The sequence below is a fragment of the Rhizobium sp. RCC_161_2 genome (genome assembly GCF_041355235.1).
In the GTDB taxonomy this organism is placed as follows: domain Bacteria; phylum Pseudomonadota; class Alphaproteobacteria; order Rhizobiales; family Rhizobiaceae; genus Rhizobium.
Map to the genome: position 1 here is coordinate 41,833 of NZ_JBFUPL010000008.1, position 13,883 is coordinate 55,715.

At 58.9% G+C, this 13,883-nt stretch carries 17 protein-coding genes; 2 read left to right on the forward strand and 15 right to left on the reverse strand.

The window, feature by feature from the left end; genetic code table 11:
- Positions 1–5 precede the first annotated feature (5 nt).
- The 3 genes from AB6803_RS20305 to AB6803_RS20315 form a co-directional block, all read right to left on the reverse strand.
- Positions 6–314: a Dabb family protein gene (locus AB6803_RS20305; protein ID WP_371110585.1), complete on the reverse strand. Its 309-nt coding sequence runs from the start codon at positions 312–314 to the stop codon at positions 6–8.
- Positions 315–639: 325 nt separating this feature from the next.
- The gene (locus tag AB6803_RS20310; protein WP_371110586.1) at positions 640–1,704 is read right to left on the reverse strand and encodes a trypsin-like peptidase domain-containing protein; all 1,065 of its coding nucleotides are present in this window, start codon (positions 1,702–1,704) and stop codon (positions 640–642) included.
- Between the two features lie 25 nt (positions 1,705–1,729).
- Entirely contained in the window at positions 1,730–2,287 is a 558-nt protein-coding gene (locus AB6803_RS20315; protein WP_371110587.1) for a HEPN domain-containing protein, read from the reverse strand.
- Between the two features lie 259 nt (positions 2,288–2,546).
- On the opposite strand from AB6803_RS20315, the gene AB6803_RS20320 reads away from it, so the two are divergent.
- Positions 2,547–3,206, forward strand: a complete 660-nt coding sequence (locus AB6803_RS20320; RefSeq protein ID WP_371110588.1) for a hypothetical protein — start codon at positions 2,547–2,549, stop codon at positions 3,204–3,206.
- A gap of 117 nt (positions 3,207–3,323) precedes the next feature.
- Here AB6803_RS20320 and rnhA read toward each other — a convergent pair whose 3' ends face one another.
- From rnhA to AB6803_RS20345, 5 genes are all read right to left on the reverse strand, one after another.
- Positions 3,324–3,764, reverse strand: coding sequence for a ribonuclease HI (rnhA, locus tag AB6803_RS20325; protein WP_007693897.1), 441 nt, complete (start codon positions 3,762–3,764; stop codon positions 3,324–3,326).
- Positions 3,761–4,726, reverse strand: coding sequence for a homoserine kinase (locus AB6803_RS20330; RefSeq protein WP_371110589.1), 966 nt, complete (start codon positions 4,724–4,726; stop codon positions 3,761–3,763). The genes rnhA and AB6803_RS20330 overlap by 4 nt, the downstream gene beginning before the upstream one ends.
- Positions 4,727–4,924: 198 nt before the next feature.
- Positions 4,925–5,932 (reverse strand): 4-hydroxy-3-methylbut-2-enyl diphosphate reductase, encoded by a 1,008-nt coding sequence (ispH, locus tag AB6803_RS20335; protein ID WP_371110590.1) that lies wholly within the window; start codon positions 5,930–5,932, stop codon positions 4,925–4,927.
- Between the two features lie 105 nt (positions 5,933–6,037).
- Positions 6,038–6,784 carry an SURF1 family protein gene (locus tag AB6803_RS20340; RefSeq protein ID WP_371110841.1) on the reverse strand — a complete coding sequence of 249 codons (747 nt, stop codon included), beginning with the start codon at positions 6,782–6,784 and terminating at the stop codon, positions 6,038–6,040.
- A gap of 7 nt (positions 6,785–6,791) precedes the next feature.
- Entirely contained in the window at positions 6,792–7,208 is a 417-nt protein-coding gene (locus AB6803_RS20345) for a DUF983 domain-containing protein (RefSeq protein ID WP_371110591.1), read from the reverse strand.
- A 147-nt stretch (positions 7,209–7,355) separates the two neighbouring features.
- Here AB6803_RS20345 and AB6803_RS20350 point away from each other — a divergent pair, with 147 nt between their 5' ends.
- Positions 7,356–8,045 carry a chloramphenicol phosphotransferase CPT family protein gene (locus tag AB6803_RS20350; RefSeq protein WP_371110592.1) on the forward strand — a complete coding sequence of 230 codons (690 nt, stop codon included), beginning with the start codon at positions 7,356–7,358 and terminating at the stop codon, positions 8,043–8,045.
- Here AB6803_RS20350 and AB6803_RS20355 read toward each other — a convergent pair.
- The 7 genes from AB6803_RS20355 to ctaD all read right to left on the reverse strand — a co-directional run bounded on the left by AB6803_RS20355 (position 8,038) and on the right by ctaD (position 13,878).
- Positions 8,038–8,412 (reverse strand): DUF4440 domain-containing protein, encoded by a 375-nt coding sequence (locus AB6803_RS20355; RefSeq protein ID WP_371110593.1) that lies wholly within the window; start codon positions 8,410–8,412, stop codon positions 8,038–8,040. The genes AB6803_RS20350 and AB6803_RS20355 overlap by 8 nt on opposite strands.
- A 74-nt stretch (positions 8,413–8,486) precedes the next feature.
- Complete coding sequence (locus AB6803_RS20360; RefSeq protein WP_371110594.1) at positions 8,487–9,116, reverse strand: hypothetical protein; 630 nt, start codon at positions 9,114–9,116, stop codon at positions 8,487–8,489.
- Between the two features lie 345 nt (positions 9,117–9,461).
- On the reverse strand, positions 9,462–10,340 hold the full coding sequence (locus AB6803_RS20365; RefSeq protein ID WP_371110595.1) for a cytochrome c oxidase subunit 3: 879 nt from the start codon (positions 10,338–10,340) through the stop codon (positions 9,462–9,464).
- A gap of 63 nt (positions 10,341–10,403) precedes the next feature.
- Positions 10,404–11,018, reverse strand: coding sequence for a cytochrome c oxidase assembly protein (locus tag AB6803_RS20370; protein ID WP_371110596.1), 615 nt, complete (start codon positions 11,016–11,018; stop codon positions 10,404–10,406).
- Positions 11,019–11,027: 9 nt separating this feature from the next.
- The gene (locus AB6803_RS20375; protein ID WP_007693934.1) at positions 11,028–11,168 is read right to left on the reverse strand and encodes a hypothetical protein; all 141 of its coding nucleotides are present in this window, start codon (positions 11,166–11,168) and stop codon (positions 11,028–11,030) included.
- On the reverse strand, positions 11,165–12,124 hold the full coding sequence (locus AB6803_RS20380; protein WP_371110597.1) for a heme o synthase: 960 nt from the start codon (positions 12,122–12,124) through the stop codon (positions 11,165–11,167). The genes AB6803_RS20375 and AB6803_RS20380 overlap by 4 nt, the downstream gene beginning before the upstream one ends.
- A gap of 59 nt (positions 12,125–12,183) precedes the next feature.
- Positions 12,184–13,878: a cytochrome c oxidase subunit I gene (ctaD, locus tag AB6803_RS20385; protein ID WP_371110598.1), complete on the reverse strand. Its 1,695-nt coding sequence runs from the start codon at positions 13,876–13,878 to the stop codon at positions 12,184–12,186.
- Positions 13,879–13,883: the final 5 nt, after the last annotated feature.

The following is a 13,883-nucleotide window of genomic DNA, read 5'->3' on the forward strand; positions in this document are numbered from 1 at the left end:
TCTAATCAGAGATTAAGATCGAAGACCAGCAGCCCGGCAAGGCCGCCATCGGTCGACGAGACGATGCGCTCGCCAACGGCGACATGCTCTGGATGCACCAGATAGACATCCCGCGCCTCGGCACTTTCAAACGTCACCGCAAACCCATCGACAAAACCGCCATGCAGCCCCTCAGGCGAGACATTCGGTCCGTATTTAATATCGACGATGCCGGGAATGACCTGCTGCAAGGCGGCCACGGATTCGAAAAGCGCTTTCTTTTCATCCTGTGTCATGGCGGATTTCAGCCGCAAGAAAACGCAATGCAGGATCATGGATACAGCCTCCCTGGATGTTGGGGGCAGCATAGAGGGAATGGAGGATGGGGCAAGATGGGGTGGGGTGGTGTTTGGGATTTTCAAAGGCAATCGCTATCATGACTGCTTTGGGGCCGAGAACCGACGGTCGGCTTCAATTTCTACGAAGTCAGAACCGGACGAGAGCGAGCCAACCGCCAGATTAGGTCGCCAACAAAGTGGTTGGCCTGGAGGAAAATTGAAATTTCCCTCCACAATTCGATATTTGAGGCGTCAAGCTGGTCGTTTTTGCAGCCATAAGTCGCATCTGGAACACCCTTCAAAAAAAGCGAACGCTGGCTTATTAAAGGCCCACTCCATGAACCAGCGTCATGCCCTCATTGCCGTGTTCAAGCAATGTACGTAGCGAGCGCCCTCTAAGCTCTGGTTCGTGTAGGGGAAGTTCCATGGCTGGGCCGAGCATTGAACCAAAAGCGTGCTCTTCGCCCGAAAAGCTACGGCTGACGACACCTCGAATTACGGCTCCCTGCGCTCCGAAGACTGGTGCGCCGCTCATTTTTCCAGGAACACGCGCATTGAAGTCGAAACAAGGGCCGGGTGTTGAAACCTCTCTAGCAACGTGATTTTGTGGAAAAGTGTTGAGGATGTTTCCAGCAGTAACATAGGTGTTCAGTCGAAAAGCACTATCCGAGATACCACCTGTCTCTGGGTTGATTTGAATGTCCGGCATTTCTGCATAACCTAGCGAGTATGCTTCTTCGCCCGGAACGAACGGATTGAGCGACATGTTCAATGGTTGATGTGCTTGCCCGTTCGGCATTTCTGGAATTTTACAAACGGCTACATCAGTTAGATATTCCCAGCGATCATCTTCATGAAGCAGTGGACTTTGTTTCCATTCGCCCCACGCCCACATTTTCTCGAAGGGAAAGAACCGAAATGCCTTCGCGAAGTAGATGCCGCCCGCTGGTGCCATGTAAGGAATCATAAGGCCGAAGTTCAGGTCCTCGCGATGTTCGACCTTTCCTCCGTTACGCGTGGCGCCATACCCGGATTCTAGCGGGTCAAGCAGGACGTGTCCTGCCGTGATCACATAACCAGTACAACTAATAATCGATGCGGTACCTATACATCTGATCGCTGTTTCCCCTTCAAGCCAAGCCACGACGGGTACGATGCTCTGCTGCATCAAATAGTCGGTGGCGCCGAAAAGAGATAGAACGTCCGCGAACTTGCCATTTGGACGATTGGTCATCAATTCGAGGTCACCGCGCAAAAGAAAATAGCGATCATCGTGTCCAGACTCCGATCGCAGCGTTAGTCCCTTCATGTCGGATATTGCCCAGACCCCATCCGTTCGCCGGGTCCAAAGAGACTTCAAAATCGCCAAGGGAAACTCAATCGACATGTGGGCGTTCCTCAATCGCTATTGATTACCAAGGGCTAGCTATACTGTGAGCGGCTGTCAGATGGGCAGCAAATGCCGCATCTGTCTTCGCTGCCAGGAAGACGAAATGCTTTCGGCATTCCATAAGCAGCCCAAGCGTAAGGCGCGCTTGCCCGTTACCTCCTTGAAGCCAATCGATGTCGCTAGGAAGATTGAACCCATGGGCTATTGAGTGCCTAACTAGGACCCACGTATTTGTCCGGCGCCGTGTCTCGGCTACCGTCCCTTGCCTTGGCCCCACTCGCCACTCCCAGCTAGCCCACCGGTTGAAACCGAATGCCTCCAGAAGCAAGTCTCTGACCTTGTCGTCGTCCGGGGTATTAAACTTCTTAACTGCATTCAGGATAGCGGTACGTCTAAGCTGGAATGTGTGGATCGCCCACTGTGGACTGTCTAATTGCGGTGAGCGCATTTCCCCATCGATGATGTCCAGTGCCTCGCCGACCAACTTTTCGATGTAGGCTTGCCACGCCGCTATAGTTAGTACTACTCCCGCTCGATGTAGCGCATCTTGCTCGTGGCGCCTCCCACGTCCATTCTGCAATTTCCATGAATTTCTATTAACTGATCGGCAAGCGAAAGTTGCTTCATAAGATTACTCAGGGCTTGCGACATGTTCTTCCCCGAGACAGACGGTACATTGAATTTATATTCATCTGTTCTTCATGATTCGTTGGCGGGCCAGTACTGAGATGTACAAATTCAGAAAGCATAAATTTCGACAGCCAAGTAAGGCTCGAGTACGGCCCCTTAATCAGAATGCGCAATCAAATGCATATTCGAACATAATCGCGGTTGCCGCCTTGGCGGTATCTATTATTGCTGCTGCTACTGCAGCGTGGCAGACGGTACTTGTCAAAGAACAACTGACTGCTGGAGACCGAAATCGCAGCTTCCAAGAGTTGGTGCAGCAGGCTGGCAGCATATGTGAGCTTTTCTATCCCAATAAGATCAAGGCCTATTCGTATGCCGCACAGGGCGACGGAACATCCATCATTGCTACCGCCCGAGAGGACATTGATCCCTCGATATTTCAGGCCGAGCTTGCTGGGAGGATCGCTGCGGAATCTCGAAGATTGCGTCTGGCGTTCACTGTCGCTGCTATTTGGTCAACTGGAGATCAGACAACCAAATTTTCTAGGGCAGAATCTAGCATCATGGAACTGTTCCAGTACTTTTCCTCTCCTGACTTGTCGGTGTCATACTACCGCGACTTTTTCGCTATGCGATACGTGAAGGCTTCTCACACATGTACCAACGACCGTGGGACAGGGCTTAGCCAAAGCATAGCTGGTCTTGTAAATGATGAGGAGAGCTGGTGGTTGGACGTGGACGCCAAGCCCGATCAAGTCATTGTTGCTCCAAGAGCGAACTTAGAACGCATGGACCGTGCGCAAATACGACAGCTTGCAAAGCAGCAGACCGAGTTGTTGAAGGAATATGACAGCTATAATCAGATGTAGTATTGATGCTGGCACCAACACGGATTTCTGCTTTCAGGCAAGCGCGAAAACGGCCTGTATGACCGAGATGAGGGCGCAAAGCGGCCATCAAGCGTTGTAGCCCACCAACACCCACCCCTACTTCCGCTTAAACGGCTCCATCCCCTTACGCGCCAGCTCATCCGCCCGCTCGTTCTCCGGATGTCCGGCATGGCCCTTGACCCAGTGCAGCGTCACCTGATGCCGATTGCGGGCTTCTTCGAGCGCTTGCCAGAGTTCGGCGTTTTTCACCGGCTTCTTGTCGGCGGTTTTCCAGCCGTTTTTCTTCCAGCCGAAAATCCACTTGGAGATGCCGTCCATCACATATTTGGAATCGGTATAGAGGTTGACCTCGCAGGGGCTCTTCAGCGCGTTCAGCGACGAGATCGCCGCCATCAGCTCCATGCGGTTGTTGGTCGTCTCGGCCTCGCCGCCGAACAATTCCTTTTCCTTATCGCCATAGCGCAGCACAGCACCCCAGCCGCCTGGGCCGGGATTGCCGGAGCAAGCGCCGTCGGTAAAAATATCGACCTGTTTCATGCCTTCAGCCCGTATTCGGCTGATGAAGCGATCTGGCGGTGGAAGCGCAGCTTGCGCAGATATTCGAGCGGGTCCTTCTTGGTGACCATGGCGCCGGCGGGCGTCGTCAGCCAGTCGTAGAGGCGGGTCAGGAAGAAGCGCAGCGCCGAGCCGCGCGACAGCGTCGGCAGGGCGGCGATTTCGGCCTCGCTCAGCGGACGGACGCTCTGGTAGCCTTCCAGCAGCGCCATGCCCTTGGTGATGTTATAGGCGCCGTCCTTCTCGAAGCACCAGGCGTTGAGGCAGATCGAGACGTCGTAGGCGAGCTGATCGTTGCAGGCGAAATAGAAGTCGATCAGGCCGGACAGCTCGTCGCCGAGGAAGAAGACGTTGTCCGGGAAGAGATCGGCGTGGATGACGCCATCCGGCAGGTCCTTCGGCCAATGGCGGCCGAGAAATTCGAGCTCGCCGCGGATTTCGTCCTGCAGGCCGGGCTCGACCTCATCGGCGCGGGCCTCGGACTTTTCCCAAAGCCCCTGCCAGCCGGCCAGCGACAGCGCGTTCGGCCGCTTGATATCGAAACCTTCGCCGGCGACATGCATGGCGGCCAGCGCCCTGCCGACTTCGCGGCAATGCTTCGCCTCGGGCTTGCGCAGCCACATGCCCTCGAGGAAGGAGATCAGCGCCGCCGGGCGGCCGGAGAGGTGGCCGAGCAGTTCGCCATCCCTGCGCGGCAGCGGCAGCGGGCAGGAAAGGCCACGGCTCGACAGATGCTGCATCAGGCCCAAGAAGAACGGCAGGTCGTTCTTTTCCACGCGCTTTTCATAGAGCGTCAGGATCAGCGGATCGCGCGAGGTGTGCAGCAGGAAATTGGAGTTTTCAACGCCCTCGGCAATGCCCTTATAGGAGAGCAATGTGCCGACATCATATTCCGTCAGGAACCACTTCAGATCGTCTTCGGTAATATCGGTATAAACGGCCACGAATTATTCCCTGTTAGATACGCGCTGGCCACCGGCAGCCACCCGCCCCGTGGTTCCAGATGGCCCTACGGGCCTCCTCACCATGAGGGCTGATCTATGGTGCCTGGTGGCGAAACTTTCTCCAACTCATCCTGAGGTGCCTTGCCGATGCAGCGTCAGCGCAAGCGGCAAGGCCTCGAAGGACGAGGTGGCCATTCTTCAATCGCCGTTGACGAAAGCCATGTCGGCCGTCGTCAGTTCGATGTTGCGCAGCTCGCGATTGACGAGGAAATTCTCGGTCTCCTTGACCGTCTCGGCCAGCTCCACCACCGCATTATAGCGGGCGCGGAAGGCTTCGATGATCTCGTTGACGATAACCTCTGGCGCAGATGCACCGGCGGACAGGCCGACGGTCTTGATATCGCCGATGTCGTCCCAATCGATCTCGGAAGCGCGCTGCACCAGCACGGACTTCGTCGCCCCTGCCCGCAGCGCCACTTCGACCAGACGCTTGGAATTGGACGAATTCGGAGCGCCGACAACGATGAAGAGATCGCAGCCGGGAGCCGCCTGCTTCACGACTTCCTGGCGGTTGGTGGTGGCGTAACAGATCGAATCGGCCGATGGAGCCGTCAGGTTCGGGAAACGCTCCTGCAGCCGCGCGATGACGCCGGCGGTATCGTCGACCGAGAGCGTCGTCTGTGTGACGTAGCCGAGATTGTCGGGATCGGCGGGCTCATAGACATCGACATCCTCGACCGTCTCGATCAGCGACACCGTGCCTTCGGGAAGCTGGCCCATGGTGCCGATCACTTCCGGATGGCCGGCATGGCCGATGAGAACGACGTGGCGGCCGAGGCGATTGTGGCGCATGGCCTGCTTGTGCACCTTGGAAACCAGCGGGCATGTGGCGTCGAGATAGAAGAGATTGCGGGCGTCCGCATCTTCCGGCACGGCCTTCGGCACGCCATGGGCGGAAAAAACCACCGGCTGGGCACGATGCTCCGCCGGGATCTCGTCCAGCTCCTCGACGAAGATGGCGCCCTTGGCTTCCAGCCCTTCGACCACATAGCGATTATGCACGATCTCGTGGCGGACATAGACCGGCGCGCCATAGGATTTCAGCGCCAGCACGACGATCTGGATGGCGCGGTCGACGCCGGCGCAGAAGCCGCGCGGGCCGCAGAGCCGGATGGTCAGGTCAGGTTTGGAAACTGCTATGTTCATGTCTCTTCCGAAATCCGGGACGATGGCAAAGCAATAGATAGGTTCGCCTTGCCGCTTGCTCTAGCCCAATATCCCATCGAAATGAAGCTATTCTATTGCATGTCTCTATTGCTGAGGCGCGCCCGGATGATGTTTGCGCCACCAGGAGATCGCGACGATGGCGGTGAGCGCCGCCGCCAGGCCATACCATGTGACGGCATATTGCAGATGGCTGTTGGGCAGGTCGACGATGGTGACGCCGCCGATCGGCAGGCCGCCGGGGTTCGGCGCCTTGCCGGCATCGACGAAGAAGGGCAGCACCTTGTCTTTCGGCAGCCCGTCGCTCGCCGCCATGGCGTCGAGGTCCTTCCAGTAGAAGATATCCTTGGCGAGATCATTGTCCGGGATGCCGGAGGGCTGGCCGGCGAGCTTGGCCCGGGCAAGGCCGGTGACGGTCTGCTCGCCCGTCAGCTGCCCCTGCATGCGCTTTTCCGGCGCCTTGTCGACATCGGGCACGAAGCCCCGGTTGACGAAGAGGTAGCGCCCGTCGGCAAGCTGCAAGGGCGTATAGACATGATAACCGGCATCGCCTTCATAGGTCGTGAAGAAATGCCGTTCCTTATCGTTGAGATAATGGCCCGTCGCCGTGACGACGCGATATTCGATATCGCCGCCGGACGCGGCCATGGTCTCGATCGCCGACAGCGGCACGGCAGGCGCCGATTGACGCTCGGCGATATCGGCAAGCAAACCTTCCTTCCAGTGCAGCCGCTCGACCTGCCAGGTGCCGAGCGCCAGCAGGATGCCAAGCGCCACAAGCAGGATCAGCACCTTGCCGACCTGCCAGAATGGGTTAGCGCGGCGAGCGGGCATAGCGGCCTCAGTCACGATGAAGACGCCCTTCGCTGGCTTTGTTGCGATATTGCAGGGCAATCAAAATGCCCTTGCACCAGCGCAGCGACAGAAGCGACAGGATGATGGTCAGCGGCGCAAACAGCAGGATATGCACCCAGATCGGTGGTCCGTAATTGGCCTGCAGCCACAGGACCGCACCGATAACGATAAAGCCGACGATGAGGATGACAAAGACCGCCGGCCCGTCGCCGGCATCGGCAAAGGCATAGTCGAGATCGCAGGCGGCACAGCGCGGTTTCAGCGACAAAAGCCCATCGAAGAGCTTGCCATTTCCGCAACGCGGGCAACATCCCTGAATGCCGACCTTGAAGGGATCGACAGGCGGAAACAGGGCGCTGTCGCTGCTTGCCCCATCCGGGGTTTTGTCTTGCTCTGAGTTCAAGGTCTGGTCTCGATCGGTCCATCATCCCGGACGAGCTCCACCTCTCGCCCCTTTCGTCATCAGTAACCGCGATGCGGCTGCCCGTCCAATCCAAAAGCTGAGTGCACACGCGAGCATGCTATAATAGAAACGCCACGGAGGAGGCCCATGGAACTCAATCGAGAGCACGACACCGGCCAGATCATCATTCTGAACGGTGCGCCGCGATCCGGAAAATCCAGTATTGCCGCGGCTATTCAGGCCGGTTTCGACGGTCCCTGGATGAATCTCGGCGTCGACACCTATGTCAGGCACGCCACGCCGCAACGCTACCGGCCAGGCATCGGCCTGCGCCCCGGCGGCGAACGACCGGATCTCGAACCGCTTGTCCCGCGCTTTTATGCCGCGCTCTATGCCTCTATTGCCGCCCATAGCCGGCTGGGACTGAACGTCGTCGCGGAGTTCGGCCATCACGACGCGCATTCGCGTCCGCTGGGCATCCTCGCGGATTGCGCCCGGCAACTGGCCGGCCTGCCCGTCCTTTTCATCGGTGTGCGCTGCCCGATCGAGATCATCATGCAACGGCGTCTGGCGGAAGGCCCCGAACGGCGCGGCACCTATGTCGGTGTTTCCGCCGACGAGCCGATCCCGGCACCGGTGCTTGCCTGGCAGGAAGAGGTGCACCGACCGTGGATCTACGATCTGGAGGTCGATACTTCGGTCAGGAGCGCTGAGGCCTGCGCCGAGGAGATCAAGCGGCTCATAGAGCGGGGCGTTTCGCGGCCGACAGCATTTGAGCGGCTTGCGGCAGATGTTGGAGGCCAGACCGTTCGGCAAACAGAAACAGGGATCAACTGAGTGGCGTTCCTTGATGAAAGACGATCTTCCAGCCTTCATCCGTTCGGCGCCAGATGGTCGAGCGACGCGTTATGCGTCCCGGCTCTTCCAGAGTATATGAGAGAAGAAAAAGCTTGTCCGCCAAAGGCGTTATCGTGAAGTCCCGGCAGGGCCAACCATGAGGCTCTGGCGCCTTGTCGTAGCGTTTTAGCAGTGTCTCGATCACATAGCTGCGCTGATAGATCTTGCCGCTCGCGCCGATCTCCCAGAACGCCTCATCGGTCATGCGTTCGAGATCGGCCCGCGATGTTCCGAACTCCCGACTGTCGAAGATAGGCTCGCGCGCTGAAAGCTCTTTCAAAATATCGTCTAGCTGCAAATCGCTCATGTTTTAACATGGCGCGCTCAGCCCCGCGTCGCAATGCGACATGCCGCCTCGGCTGCGACTTTCGCGCCCAACGGCTATGATTCGAGCAGCCGAATATACCGTTCCGCTGAGCGGGCGACACCGTCCTTTGCCTTGCTCGCGATGAACTTGTCGCTCCAGGCGCCGTAGATGCGATCAAAGCGTATGTCCGCAACGCGACTTGCGATACGCCTTACTTCACGCGCCGGTAGAGGTATCAGGTTGGGGAAGGAATACATGAAGGAAACCCATCCCTTCGCCGGAACCACTTGCATGGTGTCGCCGACGAGCAGCGCGCCATTTCCGTCCGCGCCGGCCTGCCATTCCAGAACGCTGCTTCCCTCGAAATGCCCGCCGAGCCGGTGAAGAATTATGCCGGGCAGCACCTCCCGATGGTCTCCCCGCCAAGGCTGGATATGCTCGCTCGGACGCGTGACATGAGCAAGATCGGCCTCGGGCAACAGGATCGGCACGCCGCCCAGCGCTTCGCTCCATTCCACCATGCCGGTATAAAAATGCGGGTGAGACAAGCAGATGGCCTTGATGCCGCCGAGCGCCAGAATGCGGCTCCGCGTCTTCTCGTCCAGAATGGGAGTACAATCCCACAGCACATTTCCATGCGGAGTAAGCACCAGAAGCGCACGCTGGCCGATGCCGATGGCTGGAGAAACACCGATGGCAACCAAGTTCGGTTCCAGCTCGCTCCATTCGTTCGCATGGGTGGAGATTAGTGCTTCCCGGGCGATCCACTCCTGGCCGCCTGCGGCGACGAACTGTCGTTCATCCTCACAAATGGAACAATTCGGAGGCGGGACGGCGCTTAACGCGGTATGCGCGCCACATGTCCTGCAAATCCAAATGGGCAACGGAGCGATCCCTTATGCGCGGACAGGCGATCCTGGAGGTGGAGGGCGACCATGATGTTGCGATGCCGGGTCAAAAAAATGCCGCCGCAGAGGTTCCGGACTAGGCCAGACTTTGCGGCGGCAAGCATTGCATCGCTTTTGAACGTCGAGACGCCGGGCTGCCGCTTAACCGGCGGCGATCGGTGCGCCCCAGCTGCCCCAGATGTAGATGCAGAAGAACAGGAACAGCCAGACGACGTCGACGAAGTGCCAGTACCAGGCGGCCGCCTCGAAGCCGAAATGCTGCTTCGGCGTGAAGTCACCCTTGATCGCGCGGATCAGGCAGACCAGCAGGAAGATGGTGCCGATCAACACATGGAAGCCATGGAAGCCGGTCGCCATGAAGAAGGTCGCGCCGTAGATCGAGTTTTTGAACTCGAAGGGTGCATGCGCATATTCATAGGCCTGCACGCAGGAGAACAATGCGCCGAGCAGAACGGTGAGCGTCAGGCCCTGGATCATGCTCTTGCGGTCGTTGTGCAGCAGCGCATGGTGCGCCCAGGTGACCGTCGTGCCCGACAGCAGCAGGATGATGGTGTTGTAGATCGGCAGATGCCAGGGATCGAGGACTTCGACGCCCTTGGGCGGGAATTGCCCGCCGAGAAAGGCCGTACGCGATGCCTGGATCGCCTCGTTCGGGAAGAGGCTGACATCGAAATAGGCCCAGAACCAGGCGACGAAGAACATCACCTCGGAGGCGATGAACATGATCATGCCGTAGCGCAGATGCAGCGAGACGACGCGGGTATGCGCGCCCTCATGCGCTTCCTTCACCGTGTCCGACCACCAGCCGTACATGACGTAGAGGATCAGCGCCAGGCCGATGAAGAACAGCCAGGGATGCGCCCAATCGAGGCCGAACAGGTGCAGCGAGCCGCCATTGAGATAGCGCATGAAGCCGACGCCACCGAAGGTGATGATGAAGGCCCCGATGGCTGCCAGTAGCGGCCACGGGCTCGGGTCGATGATGTGGTAGTCGTGTTTCTTCTGATGCGCCTCTGCCATGTCAGCAATCCCCGAATGACTTTTTCCCATATTGCTCCCGGCCAAGCCGAAAAGCACTCTCCATCAAAGTTTCTTTTGCGCCGCCTGCGTCGCCGCGCCCTCGTTCGACGCAACCGGCTTTGCACCATCGCGTGGGTAGAAGGTGTAGGACAATGTCAGCGCCGTGATCGTCTTCGTCTCTTCCGCCTTGGTAATCTCCGGATCGACGTAGAAGACCACCGGCATCTCGCGCCTTTCCCCCGGCGCCAGATCGGTCTCGTTGAAGCAGAAGCACTGCACCTTGTTGAAATAGGCGCCTGCTTCCACCGGCGAGACGTTGAAAATGGCCTGTCCGCGCGTCGGCTGGTCGGACTTGTTCTCCGCCACAAACTTGATCTCGATCGTCTCGCCGATCTTCGGATTGACTTCCTTCTGCATCGGCTTGAAGTCCCAGGGCACACCCGGAGCGACATTGGCGTCGAAGGTAACCTTGATCGGCCTGTCGAGAATGACGCTGGATGCCTGGTCGACGCGCTGCGTCGTGCCGTTGAAGCCCGTGACCTCGCAGAAGATGCGGTAGAGCGGCACGGCGGCGGCGCACATGGCGCTCATGCCGACGACGAAGCTCAGGCACATGGCGACCACCAGGCCGTTGTTGCGGCCTGCCGTTCTCGCCTTGTTCGTTGTCCCCTCCTCCATCACGCCTCCTCAAACGTGTCCGGTGCCGACCTTGATGATGGTGATCGCGTAGAACAGGATCACCAGGCCGGCGAGCACCAGGCCGAGCGCGATATTGCGCCCTCGCCGCGATTTCTTTTGCTTATCCGTAAGCTTGACGAGTTCGATCACAGCCATCCTCCCACACCGCCCGACATCAGCACGGCAACGAGCCTGTCGATCAAGAGCGCCGAAAAGATTGCGAAAAGATAGAAGATCGAAAACGCGAAGAGCTTCTTCGCCGGCACCATCTTCACGTCGCCATCGGGCATCCGCCAGACAGAGATGGAACAGTGGACGAAGATCGCACCGAGAATGGCGGCAACGATACCGTAGCCGAAGCTCGCAAAGCCCATGAAGGACGGGACGACGCCGATGATCGCGGTCAGCACGGCATAGGCGACGATCTGGTTCTTCGTGGTGGGCACGCCCGCCACGTTCGGCAGCATCGGCACGCCGACGGCCTCGTAGTCCCCCATCTTGAACAGCGCCAGCGCCCAGAAATGCGCCGGCGTCCAGAGGAAGATGATCAGGAAAAGCACGACGCTCTCGATCGGCACGGTGCCGGTCACACAGGCCCAGCCGATGACGGGCGGGAAAGCGCCGGCAGCACCGCCAATGACGATGTTCTGCGGCGTCGAGCGCTTCAGCCACATCGTATAGATGACCGCATAGAAGAAAATGGTGAAGGCGAGGATCGCGGCCGACAGCCAGTTGACGGCAAGGCCGAGGATCGTCACCGAGAAGCCCGACAATACCAGGCCGAAAGCCAGCGCCTCGGAAGGCGCCACGCGGCCAGCCGGGATCGGGCGTTTCGCCGTGCGGGTCATGATCGCGTCGATATCGGCGTCGTACCACATGTTCAGCGCGCCGGACGCACCGGCGCCGACGGCGATACAGAGAATGGCGATCAGACCGAGAACCGGATTGATATGCCCCGGCGCCAGAACGAGGCCAGCAAAGGCGGTGAAGACGACCAGCGACATGACGCGCGGCTTCAGAAGCTCGAAATAATCGCGCGCACCCGCTTCCGAGAGGCCGTTATCGCCTTCCTTCGCAAGCGCTTCGTGATTGTCGATGACCGTCATTCTTTCATTTCCAATGTCAGTTGAGCCGGACGCCGCTTATCACGGCGTCCGGAAATAGGCTACTTGATGCGCGGCAGCTCTTCCCACTGATGGAACGGCGGCGGCGATGACAGCTGCCATTCGAGCGTCGTCGCGCCCTCGCCCCAAGGATTGTCGCCGGCAACGCGCTTCTTGGCGAAGGCGTCATAAACGCCATAGAGGAAGATGACCACACCCACGGCTGCGACATAGGAGCCCATGGAGGAAACGAAGTTCCAGCCGGCGAACGCATCCGGATAGTCGATGTAGCGGCGCGGCATGCCGGCACGACCAAGGAAGTGCTGCGGGAAGAACACCATGTTGACGCCGATGAAGGTGACCCAGAAATGCAGGTTGCCGATCTTCTCGTTGTACATGTAGCCGGTCATCTTCGGGAACCAGTAGTACCAGGCGGCGAAGATGGCGAAGATGGCGCCGAGCGACAGCACGTAATGGAAGTGCGCCACGACGTAGTAGGTGTCGTGCCATACGCGGTCGAGGCCGGCATTGGCGAGCTGTACACCGGTGACGCCGCCGACCGTGAACAGGAAGATGAAGCCGATCGCCCAGATCATCGGCGTGCGGAACTCGATCGAGCCGCCCCACATCGTCGCGATCCAGGAGAAGATCTTCACGCCGGTCGGAACAGCGATGACCATTGTCGCGAAGACGAAATAACGCTGCGTGTCGAGCGACAGGCCGACCGTGTACATGTGGTGCGCCCAGACGACGAAGCCGACGGCGCCGATCGCGACCATGGCGTAGGCCATGCCGAGATAGCCGAAGATCGGCTTGCGCGAGAAGGTCGAGATGATGTGGCTGACCATGCCGAAGCCGGGCAGGATCAGAATGTAGACTTCCGGGTGACCGAAGAACCAGAACAGGTGCTGGTAGAGGATCGGATCGCCGCCGCCTTCAGGGGCGAAGAAGGTCGTGCCGAAGTTACGGTCGGTCAGCACCATGGTGATTGCACCCGCCAGAACCGGCAGCGACAGGAGCAGCAGGAAGGCGGTGATCAGCACCGACCAGGCAAAGAGCGGCATCTTGTGCAGCGTCATGCCCGGAGCGCGCATGTTGAGAATGGTGGTGATGAAGTTGATCGCGCCGAGGATCGAGGATGCGCCGGCGATATGCAGCGCAAAGATCACCAGATCGACCGCAGGTCCTGGATGACCAACCACACCGGATAGAGGCGGATACATCGTCCAGCCGCCGCCCGCGCCGTAAGCACCGGCCGGGCCTTCGACGAACATCGACAGGATCAGCAGCAGGAAGGCCGGAACGATCAGCCAGAAGGAGATGTTGTTCAGGCGCGGAAACGCCATGTCCGGCGCGCCGATCATGATCGGCACCATCCAGTTGGCGAAACCGCCGATCATCGCCGGCATGACCATGAAGAAGATCATGATCAGCGCATGGGCGGTGACGAAGACGTTGTACATCTGCTTGCCGCCATCGATGGAGGCATCGCCCGAATAGCCGTAGACCATGGAGGCCAGGCCGCTGAAGATCTGGATGCCAGGTTCCTGCAATTCCATGCGGATGGCGAGCGACAGCAGGAAGCCAATAAGGCCGGCGAAGATCGCGAAGATCAGATAGAGGGTGCCGATGTCCTTGTGGTTCGTCGAGAAAAGCCAGCGGTTTGCGAAGCTGGGCTTGTGAGCATGATGATCGTCATGCGCGTGAGCGTCGTTATGATCGTGCGAGTGATCGTCGTGTGCCGTGGATCCAGCCATTGTCC

Coding starts and splice junctions, on each gene's coding strand:
- AB6803_RS20365 (WP_371110595.1), bottom strand. CDS start 10,340: ATGGCAGAGGCGCATCAGAAGAAACACGACTACCACATCATCGACCCG.
- AB6803_RS20305 (WP_371110585.1), bottom strand. CDS start 314: ATGATCCTGCATTGCGTTTTCTTGCGGCTGAAATCCGCCATGACACAG.
- AB6803_RS20340 (WP_371110841.1), bottom strand. CDS start 6,784: ATGCCCGCTCGCCGCGCTAACCCATTCTGGCAGGTCGGCAAGGTGCTG.
- AB6803_RS20350 (WP_371110592.1), top strand. CDS start 7,356: ATGGAACTCAATCGAGAGCACGACACCGGCCAGATCATCATTCTGAAC.
- rnhA (WP_007693897.1), bottom strand. CDS start 3,764: ATGAAACAGGTCGATATTTTTACCGACGGCGCTTGCTCCGGCAATCCC.
- AB6803_RS20310 (WP_371110586.1), bottom strand. CDS start 1,704: ATGTCGATTGAGTTTCCCTTGGCGATTTTGAAGTCTCTTTGGACCCGG.
- ispH (WP_371110590.1), bottom strand. CDS start 5,932: ATGAACATAGCAGTTTCCAAACCTGACCTGACCATCCGGCTCTGCGGC.
- AB6803_RS20355 (WP_371110593.1), bottom strand. CDS start 8,412: ATGAGCGATTTGCAGCTAGACGATATTTTGAAAGAGCTTTCAGCGCGC.
- AB6803_RS20380 (WP_371110597.1), bottom strand. CDS start 12,124: ATGACGGTCATCGACAATCACGAAGCGCTTGCGAAGGAAGGCGATAAC.
- AB6803_RS20370 (WP_371110596.1), bottom strand. CDS start 11,018: ATGGAGGAGGGGACAACGAACAAGGCGAGAACGGCAGGCCGCAACAAC.
- ctaD (WP_371110598.1), bottom strand. CDS start 13,878: ATGGCTGGATCCACGGCACACGACGATCACTCGCACGATCATAACGAC.